This window comes from Treponema sp. OMZ 805 (genome assembly GCF_050937395.1).
Taxonomy (GTDB): Bacteria; Spirochaetota; Spirochaetia; order Treponematales; family Treponemataceae; genus Treponema.
Genome location: NZ_JACCLP010000010.1, coordinates 89496 through 112848 on the forward strand (window position 1 = coordinate 89496; position 23353 = coordinate 112848).

A 23353-nucleotide genomic window follows, 5' to 3' on the forward strand; every position below is an offset into this window, starting at 1 on the left:
AATAGGCTGTTTACCTTCGCTGCCCGTGTTTATACGCATCGAGCGCATTGTTGATATTGCCATTCCCCTGCTTAAGCAGCGTTTCGGCTTCCTCTTTCGATACCTCAAGCGAAGCCATAATCACCGCCGTCCGTATCTTCCGGCCGGAATCCTCAAATATCTGTGCGGCATGAGCCTCCCCGCATCCGGTAATCTCGCTAATCAGCCGCTTCGACCGTGCCACCAGCTTTGCGTTTACCGGCATCAAATCGATCATAAAGTTATTATATACCTTCCCCAGCCGAATCATCGCTGTGGTGGTAATCATATTCAGCGCAAGCTTTTGCGCAGTGCCCGACTTCATCCGAGTGGAGCCGGTAACGATTTCAGGCCCGACCGGCAGATAAATGGGATAATCGGCAAGCTCGAAGGTGCGTGAATCTTTATTGCAGCTTATTGCACCGGTCGGGCTGCCGAGCGAACGGGCATACCGGAGCGCTCCCAGCACATAAGGGGCGGAACCGGAGGCGGTAATGCCGACCAACATATCTGACGCCGAAAAACCCGCACTGCGCAGCTGATCGATACCGTGGTTTTCATCATCCTCGGCGCCTTCGATGGAACGGCGGAGCGCGGCATCGCCGCCTGCGATAAAGCCCTGCACCATATCGGGGGACACGCCGTAGGTGGGCGGACATTCTGAGGCGTCCAACACCCCCAAACGGCCGGAAGTTCCCGCACCGAGGTAAAACAGCCGTCCGCCCTTTTTAAATACCTCAACCGCGCAATCGACCAGCCGCGTCAACTGAGGAATCGCTTGCGAAACCGCCTCGGGAACTTTTTTATCTTCATTATTGATAATCGTTAAAATTTCTGCCGTACTTTTTATGTCAATTTGATACGAAGCAGGATTGCGCTGCTCCGTTACGGGAATTTCTTTCATTGCTATCTCCTGTAAGCAAAAAACATCTTGCTGATTTTAGCTCAATCTTCAGTTTTTGTGTAGCAGAAATCAACAGTCTCGACGCAGAGCATCGAAACTGTTGATTGTGACTGCCGAAATTATACCTTTCTTTCCCCTAGCCAAGCCCTCGATAAACTCATACAATAAGTTATCTTTAAAACTATAGCTCTTAGATATCATGGTATCTTCTAAAAACCGCAAGTCTATCGGCTTGTTCTGTAAAGAAATGATTTATCGTATCCGCTCGTGCGGATTGCGAATCAGTTTTTAAAGGTTTCCATCATTAAGAGCGCGTATTCTATGGTAAAATTATATATGGAAGAAACGTGTAACTATTTATCGGTTTTAAATCCTGAACAAGTTGAAGCGGTGTGTCATACCGGCTCGCCGCTGTTGATTTTGGCAGGCGCGGGTTCTGGGAAGACACGGGTTATTACCACAAAAATTGCGTGGCTTATTGCAGAACAGTGTGTGCGCCCTGAATCGATTTTGGCAGTTACTTTTACCAACAAAGCTGCGCGGGAAATGGCGGAACGGGCACGGGTACTGGATGAACGCGCAGCCAGGTCGAGTATCCGCACCTTTCACTCTTTCGGTGCGTGGATGCTGCGCCGGTATGCCGAATGGGCGGGACTTTCTCCCAATTTTACGATTTACGATGATGATGATTCGGTAACGCTGTTGATGAAGGCGCTGCCTCAACTGAATAAGCAGGAGGCGCAGCGCTTTATACGGAAAATCTCCCGTGCAAAAGATTATTGCCTTCTACCCGATAGCCCGCAACTTGCCGCAATCGACCCCGCACCGGAGTTTGCGGAAATCTACCGTGCGTATCAACAGCGGCTCCGCGAAACGGGGAATGCCGACTTCGGCGACCTGATTATGCTGCCGGTCCAGTTGCTACAAGATCATACCGCTATTGCGCAGCAGCTGCATAGACGTTTTACAGTGATTCTTGTGGATGAGTATCAGGATTCAAATGATGCACAATTCCGGCTGCTGCGGGAATTAACCGGCGAAGATACGTATGTCTGTGTTGTCGGTGATGATGATCAGTCCATTTACCGATTCCGCGGCGCTGAAGTGCAGAACATCCTCACCTTTGACCGTCAATTTCCGCACACAAAGATTATCCGGCTGGTGCGGAACTACCGTTCGTATGAACCTATCCTGCAAGTTGCCGGTTCTATTGTGTCCCGCAATGAGGGACGGCTCGGTAAAACGCTGATTGCAGCGCGCGGAACCGGCGGACAAAAGCCCTGCCTTTATTACCTACCGTCTCAAGACGCGGAGGCGGAACTCTGTGTACAGCTCATCAAAAAGGCGGTGCAGGAGGGCGGTTCGTACTCAGACTGGGCAATTTTGTATCGCACCAATGCGCAATCGCTCAACTTTGAAACTTCATTCTTACACGAAAAAATTCCGCACAAGGTAGTCGGTACGCTCAAGTTCTACGAACGCGAGGAAATTAAGGATGCGCTTGCCCTTTTAGCACTCATCGCAAACGGACGCGACGAAATTGCCTTCCGCCGTATGGTGAATAAACCCGCGCGGGGAATCGGCGAAACCACACAGAATAAACTGGTCGCGTATGCCCGCGCTGCATTTGCACGCTTATCCGCACATACAGATACACATGAAAATGTAGGAAAAGCGGCAAAGGCAGGTTCATCGGCATTCGACAGTTCACCGGAACAAGATAACGAAGATGCACAACAGGAGTTCACTCAACTGCAAAACAGCTCCGCGCAATTGCTGCAACCGGAGTTTGCCCAATTACAAGATACCGCTGCCCAGCCTCTGCAGAAACAAGTACAGCCGGAGCTGTCCCAACTGCAAGTGCCCACTCCCCTGCCCTCGCAACAACAAGCAGAAGGTACACCGCAACAGCAGCCGCAACAAGGAGCCGACTATATTACCGTACTGCGCGGCGCAGGGGCAAAGCTCCCGATATCTAAAAAAGCAGGCGCGGCATTGCAGGAGTTTTTAAACACACTGCATTCACTCCGCAGCCTTCTTGCCGAATACGATTCTGCGAATCCCGATACCGTCTTTGATACTGCGAATGCCACCGGCACTGCGGCGTTTGACACGGCAGTGGATACCGACGCACACGCTAACAGCCTGCGGTCTGATGTTCCAACCGGCAGCACCAGAAACACCAACACCTCTGAACAGGCAGTTATGCAAAAACACGGACAGCAGGGCGAGCGGCTCGCTGCCTTTGTACTGGCTGTTATTGAGCAAACAGGTTTAGGCGTCTTTCACCGGAATCAAGACGAGGTGATGGGCACGCAGAAAACAGCGAACCTGCAGGAACTTGCCAATACCGCCTCGCTATACCCCTGCTCAACTGCCGGACTGACTTCCTTTTTAGAGCATATCGAACTGGATCGCAGCCTTGCGGAAACCGAAGCAGGAGCCGATGCCGTGCAGCTTATCACCATGCACAACACAAAAGGACTTGAGTTCCGCAATGTAATTATCACCGGTCTTGAAAACGGTATTTTTCCACGCAATGACGAAAGCGCCGAAGATATGGAAGAGGAACGGCGGCTGATGTATGTTGCCTGTACCCGTGCACAGGATGCGCTGTATATGACCAGCTGCGCGGCACGGCGGATGTACGGGAAGCTTTCATTTATGGAACCGAGCCGCTTTTTAGCGGAAATCGACAGCAACCTTATCGACGTGATAGGGCAGTCCATATCCGGCTCAAGTACCCCTGCCGATGAGGAAGCCGCATTGTGGAAGTGCGGACAGCGGCTCTATCATGATGACTACGGCTACGGCTATGTCGTACAGTCAAGGCAAAGCGGCGGCGAGTTGGTGATTACCGTACAGTTCGAAAACGGCAGCCAAAAACGCTTTTTCCCTGTGTATCAAAGATCTCAACTTTTTCGGGTCGACTAGTCTTTTGCAAATATACGGCGCATCTACTGCGTTACTGCGCAAAAATAAATGCTCAACGTACAGCAAGTACGTCTCCGCTTTATTTTTGCTCGCGCCTTGTATCTGCACCGTCTCTTTGCAAAAGCTTACGGAAGTTTTTTTTCGAAAGCGCCCTTTTGCAAATATACGGCATATCTACTGCGTCGCATCATTAAAAGTGTACATCCGTGTACACTTTTCATGGCGAGTTTCGGCTTTGCCGAAATATCGCTTCTGTTTAAACCAGCGGCATCCGTGCCGCTTATGAAAATGCTCAACATATCAGAACGCCCAAGGACGGGCGTGGTTCCACGCAGTAGCGAGATTTGAGCTCCGGTCAAATCTCGTCGTTGAGCAGTGCACACGGAAGTACACTGCTCAACAGCGCCATGGAGGACGGTGGTTCTACGCAAAGGCGATGTTTTTGCGATGCAAAAACTCGCGTCCGGAAGTGTACACGGATGTACACTTCCGGACAGTCTATTTCAAAAGGCTTACGGCAAAAGGCTGACGGAAAGTTTCTTTTATACGAAGGGTAAACGCATCAGATAGATAAATTAAAATCGCAGAATAAAGGGACTATGAGGCCATTTGAACCGCAAGAGGTTCAACTCCGGCCGAATAGTTTCTTTATTCGTGCGGAGGATTTAATACCCCGACGCTCTGCGTCGTAACAAAGGGTATTAAAGCCGACTGCAACCACTTTATGAGAACAACATACCCCGACGCAAGCGTCGGGGTTGTTGATTCTGCGGGAATAGTTAGAAAATCATCTGATGCATTTGCTCGATTATCTCGACAAAAAAACGAATATACGGTATGCTTTTGCATACAAGCTTTATTATTAGGAGAGCATCGTTATGAAAACTTTACATTGCGACATTTGCAAAAAAGAATTGGTTAATCCTATAGCCGGAAGAACCTATTGGCATATCCGCGAATATGATATTTGCGAAGCCTGCAAGGACACCATCGAAGCAAAAATTCGGCCGATTGTCCGCCAACATGTACCTTATTCCCAAGATTGGTATGAAGATCAGTTTATATCATTGATCGAAAAAGGAGTCGCTGCACGCCATCCGTAAGAGGAGCGGTGGTGTAACATTATATTACCGAAAAAATGAATAGGGGATTGTTCGAGTTATAGGATATTTTGGATGGTTCCCTGTTCTAGAGGAAAGCCTCTAGTATTCCGTCGCCCCTAGGTTTGTGTTAAAAATGAGCGTTGTCTATCGTATCATTTTATGATATTCTAATGGGATATGGCTGTTTTACTATTATTTTGTATTCCGCTCATTTTTTTCTCTTATGCCTTTCAATTAGAAGAAAAAAATAAGCATATCTTTATGTTTTTTGTCGGTATTGCAGCGACAACGCTGTTCTTACTGATTGTGTCTTTTTTTTCTGCAAAAACGGATCGCTATATCGGTTCGTTAGGAAGTTATTTTTTTTACTCCTTTTTTGTGGATACCTTTATTCCCTTTTGCATTGTACTATTGATTGCGCTGATCTTTTCCGGTTTTAACGTTTTGCCGATTCCGGCAGCGCTGTTTGGTCTATTTACCGTAAAAATATATCAGCAATTATTTCTTGCAAGTACGCATCTCCGCATTATGCCCATCGTACTTTGCATCATTCTGTATACAAGCGCTCTTTTTATTCTGGATGCACTCTTACATTTTTGCGCCGAAATTACTTTCTACTATGCCGTTGCTTGTACACTCTGCTTCCTTCTATTTATGGGGATCCTTATGTTGGGCACTTTTGCGCTGGGGCTTTATTATTTTAAAGGGGACCCAATAATCTACGGTTCGATTTTAGCAGGGCTTGCTTTAATCGGTACGGTACTCCACTTTATACTATACCGAAAGGGAAACGCCGGTTAACAAGCGGACAAAAAATGCAAAAAAAGCGTCTACCCCTTGTATATTTTACCTACTCTGCCGATACTGTAGGCAGAGTTCTTCATCCGCTGCGGAATTGATGCTCCATTATTTCAGGTTTGAGGATTACCGAGTTGTTTGACAAAGTTTTCTTTTCAGACTATAATGGGTATGATTTCTTAGAATATCGGCGGAAATAAAAGGAGTTGTGAATGAAACAAGGCGTTGTTATTACGGTCTTTGTTCTGATGTTTGCAGTCGTTTGTACTCCATTGGCAGCGCAGGATAGCGGTGTTAATTATCAAACGTATATGGTGGAGACTTTTGACTCCCCCGAATCATCAGAGATAGCATGGAATGGTATTGGAAGTAAATTTATCACTGAAGGTTATCCTATCTTAAAGTATTTTGACGGAATGCCGAATGCTCTGCGGGTTATGCAATCCGATTCCGATAAAGAATACAAATTTTTAGGAATGCAGTTTAAATTTAACCGCCAGGGCGATAACTGGGTCGATGTTTATCCGACGAAAGGTTCCGGCGATGATGCCGCTCCTTATGAAATTCCCTTAAAAGGGATTGTTCAGAGATTCGATCTTTGGGTCTGGGGTGCAGGCTATGCGTATGACCTCGAAATTCTGGTACGCGATTGCAACGGACGGATACATACATTACCGGTCGGAACATTAAATTACCATGGATGGAGAAATTTAGCGGTTACCGTTCCCACGAATATTCAACAGCGGTCACGCTATTTATCACAGCTTAAATATATGAGCTTTGTCGCATTTAGAATCCGCACTCAGCCTACAGAGAACGTTGATGACTTTTATGTTTTCTTTGATGAATTCAAGGCATTAACCAATACTCGTATACCTTCTTATGACGGATATGAGTTAGAAAAGGCTCAGTTTGGAGATGCCGATTCAAATAAGGAGGGCGGAAAATAATGACAAAAAAATATGTTACCATCTTAGCATTATTATCAGCGCTATCGTTGTTTGCATTTGCCCAAGAGAACACACGCGATGCATCATCCTTGGATCAAGCAGATCCTTCTCGTATCGGTGTTGAATCTGCAGAACAGCGTTTAAAAGAAGTATCGGTCGATAAGTTTGAAAATGAAGGTTCTTGGACGTGTTCCATGTCCTCGGATGAGGGTGTTATTCAAGGACGTTTATTTGATGGCGCTCCCAAGCAAAAGAAGCCGATTCCGGAAGAAGAGAACCTTAATTTACCCGATAGCAAAGTTTATGGTACAAAGGTGTCTTTCTATCGCCGCGGTTATAATAGCTTTGAAGTCCGTGCCGTCAAACCGATTCCGGTCGAAGGCATTACGAAAACCGTCAGCGTTTGGGTTGTCGGAAGAAGCTATCCGCACGTTTTAAAGCTCATCCTTGAAGACTATATGGGACAGCGCTTTGAACTCTATGTAGGGAAGCTGAACCATGCAGGATGGAAGCTGATGACCATTGCAGTTCCTCCCCAGAATGCAGCAGGAACGGGAATTGTACAAAAAGATTATCACTATGGAACAAGCATGGGCTTAAAGGTTGTAGGTTTCCGCATTGAATGCAATCCGTGGGAAGCTTATGGAAATTACTACATCTATTTCGATGATCTTCGTGCCGTTACCGACCTTTATGAAGTCGATATGCGCGATGATGACGATATGAAAGACAGCTGGTAAACCGTTGTTCTAACTCGTATCAATCGATTGAAAACCGGTATCTATTCGATACCGGTTTTTTTATACACATGATAGCGCCCCGCTTTCGTATAAAAAGCTATTTTTTGACATTTTTTTAAAAACGATAGGAGATATGATGCGTATACACCGGCGCCTAATTTCCTTACATCGGCGCTAATAAATACATCAGGCAGCTTTGCCATAAATGTCGCGATCAAGCTATTGATACCGTGAAATTCCTCTTCTCGATGTATCTTTAACAGCTTTTTATCAATAATACGCGGTCTTTTATATCTGCTTCGCCCCTTCTTATCATCAATTTTGATAACTTCACAATCGATATACAGAATTTGTATCGTAAGATTTGGATTATCAAGACAGTGAACAATCCCTAACAGCTCTCTGAAAATCTGATAGGAATTACCGTGCTTAGGACTTTTACGGCAGCTGCGCTTAGAGCCGTCTGCATTGAGCATCAGTATATAGGCATTTTCTATGATGGGATAGACAATCTGAATAGGATACCGCGGCAAAAGCTTTTCCAATTTAACCCGTAGAGCGGAAAGTTTGGAGGTTTGTATTTCTATTATCCGCCCTGTATCGTAAATATCACAGATAAAACCTGCTATCGATGTTTCCTGCACGGAGCTGTCACTACTGTACAAGTCTTTTAGGGTGCGGTGCAGGTGTGTTTCATTATAGGTGTTGATCATTCGTTAGACGTATGCACGTAATTCTGCAGCATCCAACTGTTCCAATATGTAATAAATTGTAACAATACCCCTTTCTTCACGGGTGCGTTTTCCGCATACCTGATACACAATCATCTTATTTGTCGGGAGCGGCGGCATTAATCGATTCCCGTTGATGTCGTACAGAGAACCGACCATAAGTTCATCGGAAACTTCCTGTGTATCGCCATCGGGAAATATCATATAATATTCATAGAGCGTCATATCGACACTATAGCAGTTTTTTTTTAACTCGCACAAGAGAGAGATGAGGGTGTCCAAAAATCTTCTCCTAAAATCAACTGCTTGTGTCATTGCAAAAGACATTACCTTTTGTTATGCTGTCGGCATGAAAATAGTTGTAATATTGCTACAAGCATTGGGGAGCCTCGGCTTCATTCTATACGGCATGAAACTGATGAGCGAAGGTATTCAGAAAAGTGCCGGAGGAAGCCTTCACCGAATCCTCAATATGATGACCGGTAATCGGGTTCTTGCCGTCATTACCGGTTTTGCAGTTACTGCTATTGTTCAATCATCAGGCGCAACCACCGTTATGACCGTCTCTTTCGTCAATGCGGGGCTTCTCTCATTGACACAGGCAATCGGCGTTATATTCGGCGCCAATATCGGTACTACGGTTACCGCATGGATTGTCGCGTTGGTCGGCTTCCAGCTCAAGCTTGCCGAAATTGCCATTCCGGCATTCGGTATCGGCTTTTTTCTTACCTTCTTCAAAAAGTTCCGTCAGGAAAGCTTGGGCGAAGGCATCATGGGCTTTGGGCTCCTCTTCACGGGACTCGGCATTCTTTCTTCCCTGATGCCGGATATTTCCGCCGATAACCTTTCGTTTTTATCGTTAGCTGCCGATGGCAGTATATACAGCATTATAATCGGTTTTGTTGCAGGTTTTGTTTTAACGGTTGTGTTACACTCCTCGTCGGCAACCACCGCTATTATTTTGACCATGGCTTATGGCAACGTTATCGGTATGGAATTCGCTGCGGCAAGCGTACTCGGCAGTAACGTCGGTTCGACAATCGACGCAGTTGTCGCAGCAATCGGCAGCAAGCTCAACGCGCGCAGAACAGCTATGGTGCACGTACTGTTTAACGTATGCGGCGCACTTTTATTTTTAATCTTTTTTAAACCATCACTCGCACTGTTGTATCGTTTAACGCCTGAAGGCAGCAGACTTGCAGATATCACCATCCGGCTTGCACTCTTCCACTCGCTGTTCAACATCCTGAATACTTTGATTGCGCTCCCCTTTGTTTCATATATTGCGCGCTTCGTAGAATGGCTTGTCAAAGACAAAGGAGACGAATCACCGGAACGGTATCAACTGGTTATGCCGAACGAAACGGCAATTAAAGAGAACATTGAAGCTTACATTCTGCAAGCCGAACGCGAAATCAGTGTAATGTCTACGGTTGTACGAAAGATGTTTGACACAATCCGCCCCCTGCTGGAAGACGATCACAAAGGCTCCGTTGAAGCCGTCATTGAACAGCTCGTACAGCAAGAAGACTATGCAGATCAAATGCAGGAAGAGTTATCCCGCTTCTTGATTGCAACCTCCCGTCTGTCGCTCAGTGTTAAAGCGGAGCACAATGTACGGCTGATGTTGACTATCGTCGATAATCTCGAAAACATGACCGATCATATTTATGAATTAGGACTACACATCGAAAAGAGCAAAAAGAAAAAGCTCAATATTCCGAAAGAAGATATGGATAAGCTTTTGCCCTATCTCGGCGTCGTTAATCAATTTATTCATTTTGTACACGATCACTTGAATAAACCGTTGGCACAGGATCAATTGGCGCTTGCCGATGAAATGGAACAAACTATCGATGCAATGCGCAGCAACCTCAAAAAACTTGCGCGGAACCGTCTGGAAGAAGGCGGCAATGTTAAGGCGGAACTTTTGTATATCGATATGGTGCGGACAATTGAAAAGGTCGGAGACTGCGCGTTCAGTATTTCCGAAACGCTCAGCAAAACGATGTAACAATTGGGAACATCAAAAAAGGGCAGCCGCTTGCACTATTTCAAACGGCTGCCCTTTTCTGCATGGCGGATACTAGGCACTCGGCTCTATCACCTTATACCCAGCACCACGCTCCCCTACACTCCAGCCGCCTTCTCCAGCGCGATGTGCCAGCAAAGCCCATCGCCCATGTCAAGCTCGGCAGCAGTCTTTCCTGCAGGCAGCTCGGCCCTAAAGACCGCCTCGACAGCCAAGGTCTCATTCATCAGGTAGTCCTTGTTTGCCTCGAACGCTTTTTGCAAGAGGTGCTTCCCGTCCGTATCAGTGCCGGAAACAGAAAGCGTAATCCGGTCGGTTACTTCAAGCCCGGACTCCTTCCGCAAGTTCTGCACCGCGCGGACGAGGTCGCGGATATAACCTTCCAACAGCAGCTCCTCGGTTACCTGCGTGTTAAGCGCAACCGTCAGCGTCCCTTCGTTCAGCACCTTGAGATTCGCCTTTTCAATGCGGTTCAGTATTACCTTGTCGGAAGTCAGCTCAACAGCTTGCCCCTCCACATCAATGCTCAAGGTTGCGCCGTCAAAGAGGCTTTCGATCTCCGCAGACGAGAGCTTCTCAATTTGAGCCGCTGCGGTTTTCATCTTTGCGCCGAGTTCTTTTCCCAGTACCTTAAAATTCGCCTTGGCGGAATACTCAACCAGCTCATCCTCTTTGTCGTGGAAGATAACCTCTTTCACATTCAGCTCTTCCATAATGCTGCTTTCCATTTCGCGTAAGACCGACTTCTCCTGCTGGTTCTTCGTAACAATTTCCACAGCTTTGAGCGGCTGGCGGATTTTCAAATTGAACTGATACCGGAGCGCCCGTCCCATCGACACGGCTTTTTGCACCGTCTCCATCTTAAACTCAAGCTCGGTATCCCGCGCCGCTTCCGCATAGACGGGATAATCCGCCAAGTGTACGGAAAGAGGATCATCCGCTGTTCTCAAGTTTTGCCAAATCGATTCGGTGATAAACGGTACGACCGGAGCCGCGACCAGTGCAAACTTCTTGAGCGCGCGGTACAAGGTCTCGTAGGCTTGCGCCTTATCGCCGTCGTTTTCGCTCTTCCAGAAGCGGCGGCGGGAGCGGCGGATATACCAGTTGTTCAGCTGATCGATATATGCAACAATCGGGTCAATCGCCTTCGTAAGGTCGTAATCGTCCAACGCCGCCGTTACATCAAACACAAGCTTTTCAGTTACGGAGAGAATCCAGCGGTCAAGCGGATTGTTCAGCTCTTTCACAAAGGCGGCGATATGGGTATCCGTGCCGTCGAGTTTCGCATAGGCAGGCGGCGTGACACCGTCGATGTTCGCATACGTCACGTAGAAGCTGTAGCTGTTCCACAGCGGAATTAAAATACCTTTCAGAATATCGCGCACACCGTCATCGGAGTATTTCAAATCCTCCGCCTTAACCACGTTTGAGTGCATCAGGAACAAGCGCAGCGCATCCGCCCCGAACTGCCGGACAACCTCATTGGGATCGGTATAGTTCCGCAGCGACTTAGACATCTTTTTCCCGTCGGTTGCCAGCACCAGCCCATTGACAATACAGTTTTCAAAGGCAGGGCGGTCGAACAGCGCAGCCGCCAAAACAGTCAGCGTATAGAACCACCCGCGGGTTTGATCCAGCCCTTCGGAAATAAAATGAGCGGGGAAGTGCTCTTCAAAGTATTTTTTATTTTCAAAGGGATAGTGCACTTGCGCATACGGCATCGAACCGGACTCAAACCAGCAGTCCAGCACTTCCGGAACACGGTACATCGTTTTGCCGCACTGCTTACACGGTATGGTAATCTTGTCAACAAAGTGCTTGTGCAAGTCTTCCGGATAAACACCGCTCAATGCTTTCAGCTCATCGCGGCTTCCCACACAGAGGGAGTGTCCGCAGTCGGGATTGGAACACTTCCAGATCGGCAGCGGATTTCCCCAGTACCGGTTCCGGCTGATTGCCCAGTCGCGGGCGCCTTCAAGCCACTTTCCAAAGCGTCCCTCTTTGATATGAGCAGGCTGCCAGTTGATTTTGCTATTCGCCCGCAGCATCGCGTCCTTTACCTTTTCCACCGAAACAAACCAGCTGCTGACGGCACGGTAAATGAGCGGGCTGGAACAGCGCCAGCAGTGCGGATAGGCGTGCAGAATTTGATCCCGTTTCACCAGTTTCCGCTCAGCCTTCAACCGCTCCATAATATCTTTATCAGTATCTTTTACAAAGCGCCCCTGATAGTCCGGAACCTCCGCCGTAAACTTACATTCAGCATCTACCGGGCAGATCATCGGTATTCCGCTGCCTTTAAATAACGTGCTATCCTCTTCACCAAATCCCGGCGCCGTATGAACAATACCGGTACCGTCTTCCGTAGAAACAAAGTCGCCGATTAAAGTTTGGAACGCACCCCGTCCTGCATCATCGGAACTGCCGTCCTCTTTTACGGTCAAATTCGCAAAATACGGGAAAAGCGGCTCATAGCAGATACCTTGCAGCTCTGCGCCCTTTTTCTTCCATATAACGGTGCATTTTTCCGGTTCGCGGTAGTACGCAGCAAGACGGGATTCGGCAAGAATATAGTGCTCCCCCTCATCGGCAACCAGCACGTAGTCTATATCCGCGCCGAGTGCAAGCCCAAGGTTGCTCGGCAGTGTCCACGGGGTGGTTGTCCACGCCAAAAGATAGGTATTCGGCGGAAGCGGCTCCGCAGCAAAAGTTTTTGCCGCAGGGGTACCCGCAACCGTATACCGCGCCTTAAAGCGGATGGTAATCGCAGGATCGTGTACATCCTTATAACCGCCGAGATTCAGCTCATGATTGGAAAGTACCGTGGAACAGCGCGGGCAATACGGCAGAATATAATGCCCCTCATACAAGAGCCCCTTCTCCCACAGCTGCTTCATCACCCACCAGATCGACTCCATATACGCGGGTTCCATCGTCTTATAATCGTTATCAAAGTCAACCCAGCGCCCCAGCCGATTAATCGTATGCCGCCACTCCTTCACATACCGCAGCACACTCGCCCGGCACGCCTCATTAAACTTGGCAATACCGTACTTTTCAATGTCAGTCTTCGAGTTCAGCCCCAGCTCTTTTTCGATCAAGTTTTCTACCGGCAGCCCATGACAGTCCCATCCAAACCGCCGCTCAACCTTTTTCCCCTTCATCGTCTGATAACGCGGAATAATATCCTTAATCGTACTCGGCACAAAATGCCCAAAATGCGGCAGCCCCGTTGCAAAGGGCGGGCCGTCAAAAAACACGTACTCATCAGCCCCCTCACGCTGCGCAACAGACTTCTTAAAAACGTCGTGGTCTTCCCAAAAGCGCAAAACCGCTTCTTCCTGTTTCGGAAAATCCACCTTAGGATCAACCGGTGTATACATACCTCATACTCCTTGTCTATAAAAGGCGTTATCCGGAATCTCTAAAAACTCAATCTTTAGAAATGCCCCTCTTTCACTAAAACGCACATCTATTTATTCTTACTAGTTTCAATTTTTTGTGTTGTTATGTCAATATTTGGGCGGCTTTTTGGGCGGCTTTTTGGGCGGCTTTTTGCTTCCGCAAAAACCGGTCTCCGGCTCCAATCTTTTTCCCGTTCCTGCATCATCGGAGGCAGGTTTTTCCGCTTCACTGCAAAGCCTTCCTGCTGTTCTTTTTCTGCAAAACGTCCACGGATGGACGTGGTTCTGCTCAGCAACGAGTTTGACGTTTCGTCAAACTTGTTATCAGGTGCTGTACACGGATGTATAGCACCTGATAGGGGATATCCGTCTCTGCCCTTCCGCTGAACAGTCCCTTGACGGCATTTCCTCCGTTAGTATATAGTACAAGTAAGGAAAGTAAGGAGATGTTTTATGGAACTGGCAAAAGTAACATCGAAAGGGCAGATCACTATTCCTCTTGTAATACGAGATATGCTTGGGTTAAAAAGCGGTGATAAAGTTTTTTTTGAAGAAAGCAAAGGAAAAGTGTATATTGCAAATGCTTCTCAAATAACTTTGTCAAATATTCAAACTCAAATGCGAGGAGAGGCAGAAAAAGAAGGCTTTCAAACGGAAGATGATGTTGTTGCATACATCAAAGAATTAAGGAAAACACGTTGAGAGTTTTCGTAGATACCAATATCATTATTTCTGCGATACTTTTTCCCAATGCTAAAGTTGCTAAGGTTTTTTCTCATTTAATTGAAAAGCACACGGTAATAATTGCTTCATACATAAAGGACGAATGTAAAGAAGTTTTTGAAAAGAAATTTCCATTAAAAAAAGAACAGTTGAATATTTTTTTTAATGGAATCAGGTTTGAAGAATTTAAGACTCCCGAAAAAATCGATGAAAAGAAATATCCGGAAATTCGAGATATAAAAGATTTACCGGTTCTTGTATCTGCAATTTTATCCGATTCGGATATTTTAATCACAGGTGATAAGGATTTTGAAGATATAAAAATTGATAAACCACTCATCTTTACACCGGCAGCGTATTTTGAATTGATTTAAGATAGCGCAAGGGTCGTGTATACATACCTCATACTCCTTGTCTATAAAAGGCGTTATCGGGAACCCCTAAAACTTTAATCTTTAGAAATGCCCCTCTTTCACTAAAACGCAAATATGAGAACCTCTAAAAACTATACCTGAGTGTTTAGAGATGCCCGTCTATTTATCTGTGTAGTTTCAATTTTTTACGTCATTATGTCAATATTTGGGCGGCTTTTTGCACAGTTTTAACTATTGTAGCCGCCGAAGTTATACCTTGGAGTCATTATCGTTGTCCAACGATAAATATACTTGACGATATATCCTCATCAGTATATATTTTCCCTATGGGAAAAACAATTATAAGCAACGATAATCGTTTTGAGTGGGACGAAGACAAAAATCGTGCTAATATTGAAAAACATGGAATCGCTTTCGAAGAAATATTGGAAGTATTTGATGATCCTGCATTTTTAATCGGATATGATTTTGAGCATTCTGAAACAGAAGATAGATACTACGGAATTGGTAATTTGAATGGAATATTGATAGTATTGGTCTTTTTTACTGAAAAGAAAGACAGAATACGGTTAATATCCGCACGGCAAGCAGAGAAAGACTTGAGGGAGGAATATTATGATTATTTCAACAAAATTAACGGCTGAAAGATTGGAAGAAATAAAAAATCACCCTATATCGTATGATGAGGATAGCCCCAAACTGACAAAGGCACAAATAGCCAGACTCAGACCGGCGCATGAAGCATATTGGAATGTAACGCCCGTTAAAAAAACAATTTCTATAAAGATCGATGCGGATATTCTTGCGGCACTTCAATCCGGAGGTAAAGGCTATCAAACAAAAATAAATAGTATTTTAAGGAAAGCTATTACTACCGGTGATTATTAATCGATCCTGATAGTTTTATATAATAATCGCCGGTTACTCAAGCTTATATTGCAACAATAAAATCCGCAGCGCTTCTCGGTTGGCGACGCCGAAATATTTACAGGCTGCAGCCATATCTTTTTTGACCACTGAGGTGCTGACATGATAGCGATTTCCCAGCGCTTCGTAGGTTTCCCCTTGTTTAATCGAACCGAGGATGAATGCAATTTGCCGTTCCGAAAGTTCATAATCCGATAATTTTAAGGTTGAACCTTTCGGTGGCAGGGTAATGGCAGTCGTTATCGTTTCGTCCGGCAGCAAAAGATACGAAAGCTTTCCTTCGAGTTTTTGATACAGTACAACGCAGACGGTAAGCCCGAAGAGGGTTCCTAAGATTTCAAATATAACGAATGCAAATCCGAGGACGGGATAGATTGTGATAGTAACCAGCAACCAGTAACCACCAAGCAATATCACCTTTTTTTTCCGATTAATGGCAAATTCTCCATTAACAAAACAGATGATAATACCGATACAGAACATCGAAGTTCCGATTCCCATAAAGCCGACAAGGACGGCATTTCCTGCTTCGACAAAAAAGACGATATAGGTTAAGAGCTTTTTTTCGGGATGAACGATAAGGATAATGGAAAGACACACGCAGAAAGCATTCAGCGCAGCTTTGATCAAATTCATATACGGTATAACAGATACGTATGGAATAGCAACTTTAATATTCATTATCATTGCAAGGGTCATCATACCGGCATTTAAAATATATAACAGACGATCAGGGCTTAGTTTTTTACTCATAATCGGCAGTACCATATCAAAAATAATGCAACAATTCTAGACTTGCGATTGTCTTCCCTCTTTTTTCTAGCAGAGGGGCAATTGTATCAGGCAGAGTAGATAAAAATCGCAGAATAATTAAGACCGCGAGACCATTTGAACCGCGAAGAGGTTCAACTCTGGTTGAACGGTCTTCATTATTCTGCGGGCTTACCAAACAACACTTTTGATGCGATTACCTGAGCTGCTTTCCCTGTAACCATGGTTCTTTTTAAGCAACCGCGGTTATTTTTGCGCTAAAAACGTATCTTATATGGAAGATTTCTGTTAATATATTTAGATTTCTTTTCAATATATAAGATATAGGTAGTTGTTCTATGCGGAAATTTTATGCCATTTTAACCGGAATATTGTTTACTCTTTTGTTTGCATCCTGTAATCAGTTTACCGCAAATATAGACGACTATCTCAGCTATTGGGCATCGGAAGCGTATATTACCGATTCAAGCATAAAGGCGGTATTACAAAACGACCTCAACAGCATACCGAGTGTCCCCTCGGCTGAAGATGTTTCCGTCACGTTTAAGCTGAAAAATCCTAAATCTTTTTCGCTCGATTTACCTCCGGCGGCAGCCCCGGCAAAAAAGGTGGTTGTGTTTGAGCATTTAACACAGGCTCCGGTAGCGGGTACGGATTATACGCTCACACAATCCGAAGACCGACAAAGTCTGACCCTTACGTATAAGGCTTCTTTTTTAAAAGCGCATGAATGGGGTGCGCAAGACCTTTCTTCCACCCTCTCCTTGTATGCCGCAGACGGCCGCCTCTTTAAACAAACCTACACTCTAAAGCTAAAAGCGAATACACCCCCTCAGAATCCGAGTTTCACCGTTGCAAAGACAACCGGTTCGCCTGCTTATTATGTGCTGTGCATCAAGGTGCCGGATATGGATAAGAGGGTGCCGGGCGGGCTTTTGCATAAAGATCTTGCCCGTATTGAGGTCAACGGAACACCCTATACGTTTTCGGCTAATGAAGCGCAAACCGCATTTACCAAACCGGAAGCTGATGTCTTTATTACGCATTCCGATGCAGAAAAGCTGAATGAGCCGGACGCCGATGATGTTCCCGCCGACAGCAGCTGGGTACTGTACTATAAAACCGATGTTGAAGTGAAAGACGGCGCTGCAAAAAAAGACTATACGATTAAACTTATAGACGAAAGAGGCTTAGCTTCCGACATACTGAACGCAAGTACAAAACCGAATAAGGCGGAAGCAGAGAATATTACCATCACGAAAGGAACGAAAATTTCCGGAAGCGGCAGCGAAGCCGATCCTATTATCATCGGTACCGGCAGCGCCGGAGCTGAACTGACCGCGTCTTCGCCGACGGCAAACACGACGGTGCACTGTACGCTGACCGATACCGGCAGTTCAACGCCGATAAAGTATGACGGCAATCCCGTTACCGTACCGCTTCCGTTAAACGGCGCCGGTGAAAAGAAGTATAAGCTGGAGTATTACACGGACGGCACTGACTTTGCGGCAACGCCGGTGCGGACTGTCTATTATAAGGTTGTGCAAGGACACACGGTAAGCTTTGATGCAAACGGAGGAGTCTATCCGGACGGTACTACCGCAGTTTCTAAGATTGCGCTGCACGGCGCTACAGTTTCAGCACCCGACCCGCGGCCGAAAAAACAAGGGTTCGGAGTAACCGGCTGGTATAAAGATAAAGCCTGTTCTGCAGGGCAAGCGTGGAACTTTGCAACGGACATGGTAACCGGTGATATGACGCTCTATGCGCAGTGGACGGCAGGTGCAGATACGCCCTATAAGGTAAAACACTACCAACAGAATGTTAATGATAATAATTATCCTGCCGAGCCTACCGATACGGATGATAATGCAACGGGTACAACCGGCGCGAATGCTGCCGTAACGCTAAAAAGCTATCCCGGCTTTGAGTTCGATAAACTTGAACCGGCCTCCCCGACCATCGCTGCTGACGGTTCAACAGTAGTAAAAGTATACTACAAGCGCAAGACCGTTCATTTGACGTTTAATCCAAACGGTGGAAAAATCGACGGCAGCACAGATAATAAGACGGTATCAGGTAAATACGGCGCAACGCTTACGGCTCCTACTGCGCAAAAAACCGGCTATACTTTTAACAGCTGGAAGCCGGAAGGTAGCGCACCGGCGCTGACTTTGACGTTCCCTGCAGCGGATGCAACGTACACGGCGCAGTGGACGGCAAATACCTACAAAGTGCACTTTGACAAGAATGACAACGCTGCCACCGGAACTATGGCCGACCAGCTGTTTACGTATGATGATACGACTAAGGCGCTTACTAAAAACAAATTTATTAAAAGCGGTCATACCTTTGACGGCTGGGCAACAAGTGCAGACGGTTCTACATTCTATGCTGATGAAGCACAGGTAACCAATCTTGCGACGGCTCAAGACGCGATAGTAACGCTCTATGCAAAGTGGAAGAAGGCTCGCTACAACGTAACCTACCGCGTAGAAATCGTAGACGACAAAGCGGGAGGAAAGATTAAAGCCGATTCAGGTAGCTTTGTAGAAAACGGCAGCACATCAGTTGAAGACGGCGGAAGTGTAGGCTTTACCGCGGATCCCACCAATACAGACTGGGAAGTTGCGGAATGGAAAAAGGGCAATATCGTAGTAAACGGAACAAACTCAACCTATACACTTTCCAACGTAACCGCAGATACAACCGTAACGGTGAAGTTTTACCAGTCGCACATAAAAAATCCGGCAACGTGGAAAGACCTTGCGCGTGCGGTTAAAAGCGCACCCGATAACGCTACCCTTACCATAGACGGCGAAATAAAGGCGACGAGCGATACCGGCAACAACGGCGAAATCGTTATCAACAAAAACCTGACGATTAAAAGGGCGACCGGCGCATCATCCGCCGTGATCGACGCAAACAACAGCACCGGCGGCAAACCGAAGCACCGCATCTTCAAAGTGGAAAGCAACAAAACGCTCACGCTGGAAAACCTGACGCTTAAAAATGGTATGGCTGAGGGATCCGATGGACCCGGCGACGGAGGTGCAATTTACGTACATGGTGCAAGTGTCAAAATAACAGGCTGCACCCTTACGGACAACACGGCGAACAAGAATGGCGGCGCAGTGTATGCAACAAAACGCGACGATAATGCTGCGCACGTAACAATCAGCGGCGGTTCCATCAACGGCAACACGGTAACCGACGACTATGGCTTCGGCGGCGGCATCTATATCAACGATGGCTGTGAATTGACGCTTAAAGGCAACGTAACGGTTAAGGGCAACAAGGCCGCGAGGGGTGGCGGTGTGCGTGCAAACAAGTCAACCGTTACCATGAACAGCTGCACCTTTGAGGGCAATGAATCGACACACGGCGACGCGTCAAACGGCTGCGGCGGGGTGTATGTCCACGGGGCAACCGTCAGCATGCAAAGCTGTACCCTTAAGAGCAACAAGGGAAACGTGAGGGCTGGCGGCCTGCTGGTCGAGGGGGGCGCAAAGGTTACCATGGATGGCTGCACCCTTACGGGCAACACGGCAACCACAGGCGGCGGCATCTATATCACCGGAGGCAGCAGCATCGTAACGCTTAACAACGGCGTACAGATTAAGGACAACACGGCAACCACAGGCGGCGGCGTTTATGTACAGGACGGAACCTTTAAAATGCAGGGCTCCGCAATCGTTACCCCCTCTACCGGATCTGAGCAATATACGCCAGGCAAAAACGACGTGTATTTGGAGAGCGAAAAGAAGATAACCGTTGACGGCATTTTGTCAAACAATCCCGCAGCGCGCATTACACCGAGAGAGTACACGGCGGATCACTTATACCTAACAGGCAGTAGCGTCAGCAGTCAGCATCTCAAATTCACCGTCCCGCCGCAGAAAGTTACGGAGAACTCGGAGAACTGGAATGTATTTTGGTATATTGCCGCTGACGGTACGTTGAAAGCGGAAGTTGAGAACTCTTCACTGTTGCAGGAAGTAATTAGGAGTAGACCCAACAATACGCCCTTTATTATAAAGCTGGGGAATATCGACGACCTTACAACGGTTGAAATACCGGGAAATAAAAAGATTATGCTCAAGGCAGATAGAGACGTAACCTTAACATGTCCTAACAATGGGCATGACCACTATAAACACTTGCAGGTACAAAGAGATGCGACGTTAATATTAGAAGGTAAGATAAAACTGCAAGGCGCCGACTACGGCGATAAGGACCACTACGCGCTCTGTGTAGAAAAGGACGGCAACGCGGAAATCAAAGACGGCGTAACAATTACCGGCTTTAAAAATACCGGAAGAGGTACTGTGTTTGTAGACGGAAATCTTACCATGTCAGGCGGAACAATTACCGGCAACAAAGCCCGCAACAAAGGCGACGGCACTGCATACGATGACGGCAAGGGCGGCGGCGTGTATATATGTCCCGACAGAAGTTTTACGATGACTGGCGGAACGATTTCCGACAACGAAGCCGGCAATGGCGGCGGCGTATACGTGAGCGCGGACGGCCCTCAGTATATATACGGCAATTTTATAATGAAAGGCGGAACGATTAAAAACAACAAAGCCACCGTGAGCAGCGTCTATTCCTACATCGAATATACCGGCCATGGCGGCGGCGTATGCACACAGGGCAATTTTGAGATGAGAGGCGGAACAATTACCGGGAATCAATCAGAGAGAAACTGCAAGGCGGTGCAACTTGAGCACGACTTTTACTGGTACGGCGGCGACATAAAGGATAACGGAGGCGCTAATCAGACAGTTAGCGGCATAAGGGCAGTTGCCGATAGAAACGGCGGTCTCTACTATTTTCACAACAATACATATCCGCGTAAGGAGCCAAGCTAAGGGGGAGATTTGACAACGGCGCAAAGTCCGCATTGCGGACTTTGCGCATACTTCCTAAGTACAGTTTTCAACACGAGTTTTGGCAGGCTTACGCTTACCAAAACATCGATTACTTAACGCTTTTCCGTCATCCGAGGCGGTTCTCTACGGCAAGGGAGGGAGAATAATTTTTAATTAAGATTTCAAGGGAACTATGGGGAACCTCTAAAAACCTCAGTTTTTAGAGGTTTTCCTTAGATTTAATTTGCGACGTTTAAACTTAAGTCATTATTGTATAAAGGCTTAAGTTTAAACTCGTCGGTCATCTCTAAAAGCTAACCGAGTTTTTAGAGATGACCTATGGTATAATAAAAGACGAGGAGGCTTACTATGCCTACAATGACTATGACACATAAAGCATATCGGGAATTAGAGCAGGCTGCACAAATGAGCGGAGCAACCAAAGATACGGTTTTGGAAAATGCCCTAAGCCGCTACCTTGCCGAATTGCAAGAAGATGCTGAAGATGCTGCACTCGCCGAAAAGGCGTGGTTTGACTTTGAAAAAAGCGGGGAACCTGCAATCCCTGCTGAAGTTCTGTACAAAGAGCTTGGACTATAATTAAAATGAAAATTGAATACGCTCCGAAAGCAGGTAAACAGTTTTCAAGTCTTGATAAGCCGATACAAAACCGCATTAAAAGGTATATGGGCGAAATTGCCGCGCTCGGTAATCCGCGCTCCCGCGGAAAAGCGCTTAGTTCAAACCTTGCTGGTCTATAGCGCTACCGCGCGGGCGATTACCGCATTTTGTGCCGTATCCATGATGATAAATTGGTTATCACCGTCATCGAAATCGATCACCGGTCAACAGTGTATCGATGAGATAATGTGTGTGTGGGGCTAAATCTTAATTATAAATTCATGATTAAGATTTATTTTATCGCTTCGACCTCTGCTTGGGTAAGGCCGGTCGCTTGCGCTATCTTTTCCCGAGAAAGCCCAAATTGCAGGAGATTTTTTGCCGTTTCGAGCGCTTTTTGGTGGGAACCTTCTGCAAGGCCGAGCGATTTACCGCGTTCGATCCCTGCCTTGAATTGCACTTCAGAAATAGTTGCTATGTCGCTTTTTAGCTTCATTCTCGATTCATAGAGCTTGCGTTCTTCAGGATTCAAACTGAGTATATCGATTTTCTCATTCAACATCTGCAATACCGGTGAAGTTGTTGCTAACATAGTTCTTACCTCCTTGTCATCCGTTTCTATAAACCGTAACCAGTTTAGCAGCTTTTCTTGCTTTTTGGTAGTGATAGTTTGCCGTATTTCAGGTCCTTTTACTGCCGACAAGTTGAGGAAATGTATCTCCAGTAAGTCAGTAAGTGGCTGCTGTGTTTTTTGCTCCAGTATACTATAGGTAGAATGTATTTCACTATTGAGCTTAAAACCTTGTGAGATCAGATTAATAGCAATGCATCTTGTAAGACTGGTATACGGTTCTCCTTCTTTAAAGCCTTCAATGTACATTTTAGACCAATAGAACAGTGTTCGAGGAATAAATTCGGCAGACCAAGAGTTTTGTATTTCAATGTCGATAATTGTTCCATCGGTTAAACGAAGCTTGACATCAAGAATTCCCGTTTTATCGGTGAGTTCATTTTTGGTAAGCTCTTTGTCCAGTAGTTCAAGCTCTGCAATCATACCACTCGGCATATCCAGTACGCATTCAAGAAAGTCCTGCAAGCAGGCTTTATTCTCTTCCGAGCCGAGCAAGAGCTTAAATAAATAATCGTTTTTAAGTGTTAATCTATAGGTGTCTTCCATTTTTGCCTCCATACCCTTTATATAAAGCACGGATGTAAAAATGGCTTGAAAAATACGAAAAATTCATAATTATGAATTATAAATTACAAATTAGACAAAAGCGTTTGCGTTGAAGGTCATTGCCTTGTACAAAAAGCTCTGCGATACGAACCGTGAGTTTGTTATGTCGAAACAGCTTTTAAAAAGCGGCACGAGCATCGGGGCAAATATTAAAGAAGCCTAGCAAGGACAAAGCAAGGCAGACTTTTATGCAAAGCTCTTGAGATAAAGGT

20 protein-coding genes and 1 pseudogene are annotated in these 23353 nt (G+C 46.3%); 15 read left to right on the forward strand and 6 right to left on the reverse strand.

Going from position 1 to position 23353, the window contains the following annotated elements:
• Nucleotides 1-10 precede the first annotated feature (10 nt).
• On the reverse strand, nucleotides 11-922 hold the full coding sequence (gene murQ / locus HGH47_RS08960) for an N-acetylmuramic acid 6-phosphate etherase (protein WP_432911876.1): 912 nt from the start codon (nucleotides 920-922) through the stop codon (nucleotides 11-13).
• A gap of 336 nt (nucleotides 923-1258) precedes the next feature.
• Between murQ and HGH47_RS08965 the strand changes: the two genes are divergently transcribed.
• From HGH47_RS08965 to HGH47_RS08985, 5 genes are all read left to right on the forward strand, one after another.
• Complete coding sequence (locus HGH47_RS08965) at nucleotides 1259-3856, forward strand: UvrD-helicase domain-containing protein (RefSeq protein ID WP_432911903.1); 2598 nt, start codon at nucleotides 1259-1261, stop codon at nucleotides 3854-3856.
• Nucleotides 3857-4734: 878 nt separating this feature from the next.
• Nucleotides 4735-4959, forward strand: coding sequence for a hypothetical protein (locus HGH47_RS08970; protein WP_212566482.1), 225 nt, complete (start codon nucleotides 4735-4737; stop codon nucleotides 4957-4959).
• 177 nt (nucleotides 4960-5136) lie between these two features.
• On the forward strand, nucleotides 5137-5760 hold the full coding sequence (locus HGH47_RS08975; RefSeq protein ID WP_212566481.1) for a hypothetical protein: 624 nt from the start codon (nucleotides 5137-5139) through the stop codon (nucleotides 5758-5760).
• Between the two features lie 209 nt (nucleotides 5761-5969).
• Nucleotides 5970-6707 carry a flagellar filament outer layer protein FlaA gene (locus HGH47_RS08980; RefSeq protein ID WP_212566480.1) on the forward strand — a complete coding sequence of 246 codons (738 nt, stop codon included), beginning with the start codon at nucleotides 5970-5972 and terminating at the stop codon, nucleotides 6705-6707.
• Nucleotides 6707-7447: a flagellar filament outer layer protein FlaA gene (locus tag HGH47_RS08985; protein ID WP_432911881.1), complete on the forward strand. Its 741-nt coding sequence runs from the start codon at nucleotides 6707-6709 to the stop codon at nucleotides 7445-7447. The genes HGH47_RS08980 and HGH47_RS08985 overlap by 1 nt, the downstream gene beginning before the upstream one ends.
• 41 nt (nucleotides 7448-7488) lie before the next feature.
• Here HGH47_RS08985 and HGH47_RS08990 read toward each other — a convergent pair whose 3' ends face one another.
• Both HGH47_RS08990 and HGH47_RS08995 read right to left on the reverse strand, forming a co-directional pair.
• The gene (locus HGH47_RS08990) at nucleotides 7489-8160 is read right to left on the reverse strand and encodes a hypothetical protein (protein ID WP_432911884.1); all 672 of its coding nucleotides are present in this window, start codon (nucleotides 8158-8160) and stop codon (nucleotides 7489-7491) included.
• A 3-nt stretch (nucleotides 8161-8163) separates the two neighbouring features.
• Entirely contained in the window at nucleotides 8164-8403 is a 240-nt protein-coding gene (locus HGH47_RS08995) for a hypothetical protein (protein WP_432911906.1), read from the reverse strand.
• A 124-nt stretch (nucleotides 8404-8527) separates the two neighbouring features.
• Here HGH47_RS08995 and HGH47_RS09000 point away from each other — a divergent pair, with 124 nt between their 5' ends.
• Entirely contained in the window at nucleotides 8528-10192 is a 1665-nt protein-coding gene (locus HGH47_RS09000; protein WP_212566477.1) for a Na/Pi cotransporter family protein, read from the forward strand.
• A gap of 116 nt (nucleotides 10193-10308) precedes the next feature.
• On the opposite strand, the gene ileS is transcribed toward HGH47_RS09000, so the two are convergent.
• Nucleotides 10309-13593, reverse strand: a complete 3285-nt coding sequence (gene ileS, locus HGH47_RS09005; RefSeq protein WP_432911888.1) for an isoleucine--tRNA ligase — start codon at nucleotides 13591-13593, stop codon at nucleotides 10309-10311.
• Nucleotides 13594-13741: 148 nt separating this feature from the next.
• Here ileS and HGH47_RS09010 point away from each other — a divergent pair, with 148 nt between their 5' ends.
• The 5 genes from HGH47_RS09010 to HGH47_RS09030 all read left to right on the forward strand — a co-directional run bounded on the left by HGH47_RS09010 (nucleotide 13742) and on the right by HGH47_RS09030 (nucleotide 15599).
• Complete coding sequence (locus HGH47_RS09010; RefSeq protein ID WP_432911891.1) at nucleotides 13742-13963, forward strand: hypothetical protein; 222 nt, start codon at nucleotides 13742-13744, stop codon at nucleotides 13961-13963.
• A gap of 104 nt (nucleotides 13964-14067) precedes the next feature.
• Nucleotides 14068-14316 carry an AbrB/MazE/SpoVT family DNA-binding domain-containing protein gene (locus HGH47_RS09015; protein WP_044013163.1) on the forward strand — a complete coding sequence of 83 codons (249 nt, stop codon included), beginning with the start codon at nucleotides 14068-14070 and terminating at the stop codon, nucleotides 14314-14316.
• Nucleotides 14313-14711, forward strand: a complete 399-nt coding sequence (locus HGH47_RS09020) for a putative toxin-antitoxin system toxin component, PIN family (protein ID WP_044013167.1) — start codon at nucleotides 14313-14315, stop codon at nucleotides 14709-14711. Before HGH47_RS09015 ends, HGH47_RS09020 begins: the two co-directional genes overlap by 4 nt.
• A 326-nt stretch (nucleotides 14712-15037) precedes the next feature.
• Nucleotides 15038-15355, forward strand: coding sequence for a BrnT family toxin (locus HGH47_RS09025; RefSeq protein ID WP_212566474.1), 318 nt, complete (start codon nucleotides 15038-15040; stop codon nucleotides 15353-15355).
• Nucleotides 15327-15599, forward strand: coding sequence for a BrnA antitoxin family protein (locus HGH47_RS09030; RefSeq protein WP_212566473.1), 273 nt, complete (start codon nucleotides 15327-15329; stop codon nucleotides 15597-15599). Before HGH47_RS09025 ends, HGH47_RS09030 begins: the two co-directional genes overlap by 29 nt.
• A 33-nt stretch (nucleotides 15600-15632) precedes the next feature.
• Here the strand turns inward: HGH47_RS09030 and HGH47_RS09035 are convergent, their stop codons facing one another.
• Nucleotides 15633-16391, reverse strand: a complete 759-nt coding sequence (locus HGH47_RS09035; protein WP_230974645.1) for a hypothetical protein — start codon at nucleotides 16389-16391, stop codon at nucleotides 15633-15635.
• 356 nt (nucleotides 16392-16747) lie between these two features.
• Between HGH47_RS09035 and HGH47_RS09040 the strand changes: the two genes are divergently transcribed.
• From HGH47_RS09040 to HGH47_RS09050, 3 genes and pseudogenes are all read left to right on the forward strand, one after another.
• Nucleotides 16748-21283 carry an InlB B-repeat-containing protein gene (locus HGH47_RS09040; RefSeq protein ID WP_432911897.1) on the forward strand — a complete coding sequence of 1512 codons (4536 nt, stop codon included), beginning with the start codon at nucleotides 16748-16750 and terminating at the stop codon, nucleotides 21281-21283.
• Between the two features lie 369 nt (nucleotides 21284-21652).
• Entirely contained in the window at nucleotides 21653-21883 is a 231-nt protein-coding gene (locus HGH47_RS09045; protein WP_162663440.1) for a hypothetical protein, read from the forward strand.
• A gap of 5 nt (nucleotides 21884-21888) precedes the next feature.
• Nucleotides 21889-22146: pseudogene (locus tag HGH47_RS09050) on the forward strand (type II toxin-antitoxin system RelE family toxin).
• Between the two features lie 50 nt (nucleotides 22147-22196).
• Here the strand turns inward: HGH47_RS09050 and HGH47_RS09055 are convergent.
• Nucleotides 22197-23081, reverse strand: coding sequence for an Rpn family recombination-promoting nuclease/putative transposase (locus HGH47_RS09055; protein ID WP_212566470.1), 885 nt, complete (start codon nucleotides 23079-23081; stop codon nucleotides 22197-22199).
• 109 nt (nucleotides 23082-23190) lie between these two features.
• Between HGH47_RS09055 and HGH47_RS09060 the strand changes: the two genes are divergently transcribed.
• Nucleotides 23191-23304: a four helix bundle protein gene (locus HGH47_RS09060; RefSeq protein WP_212566469.1), complete on the forward strand. Its 114-nt coding sequence runs from the start codon at nucleotides 23191-23193 to the stop codon at nucleotides 23302-23304.
• Nucleotides 23305-23353: the final 49 nt, after the last annotated feature.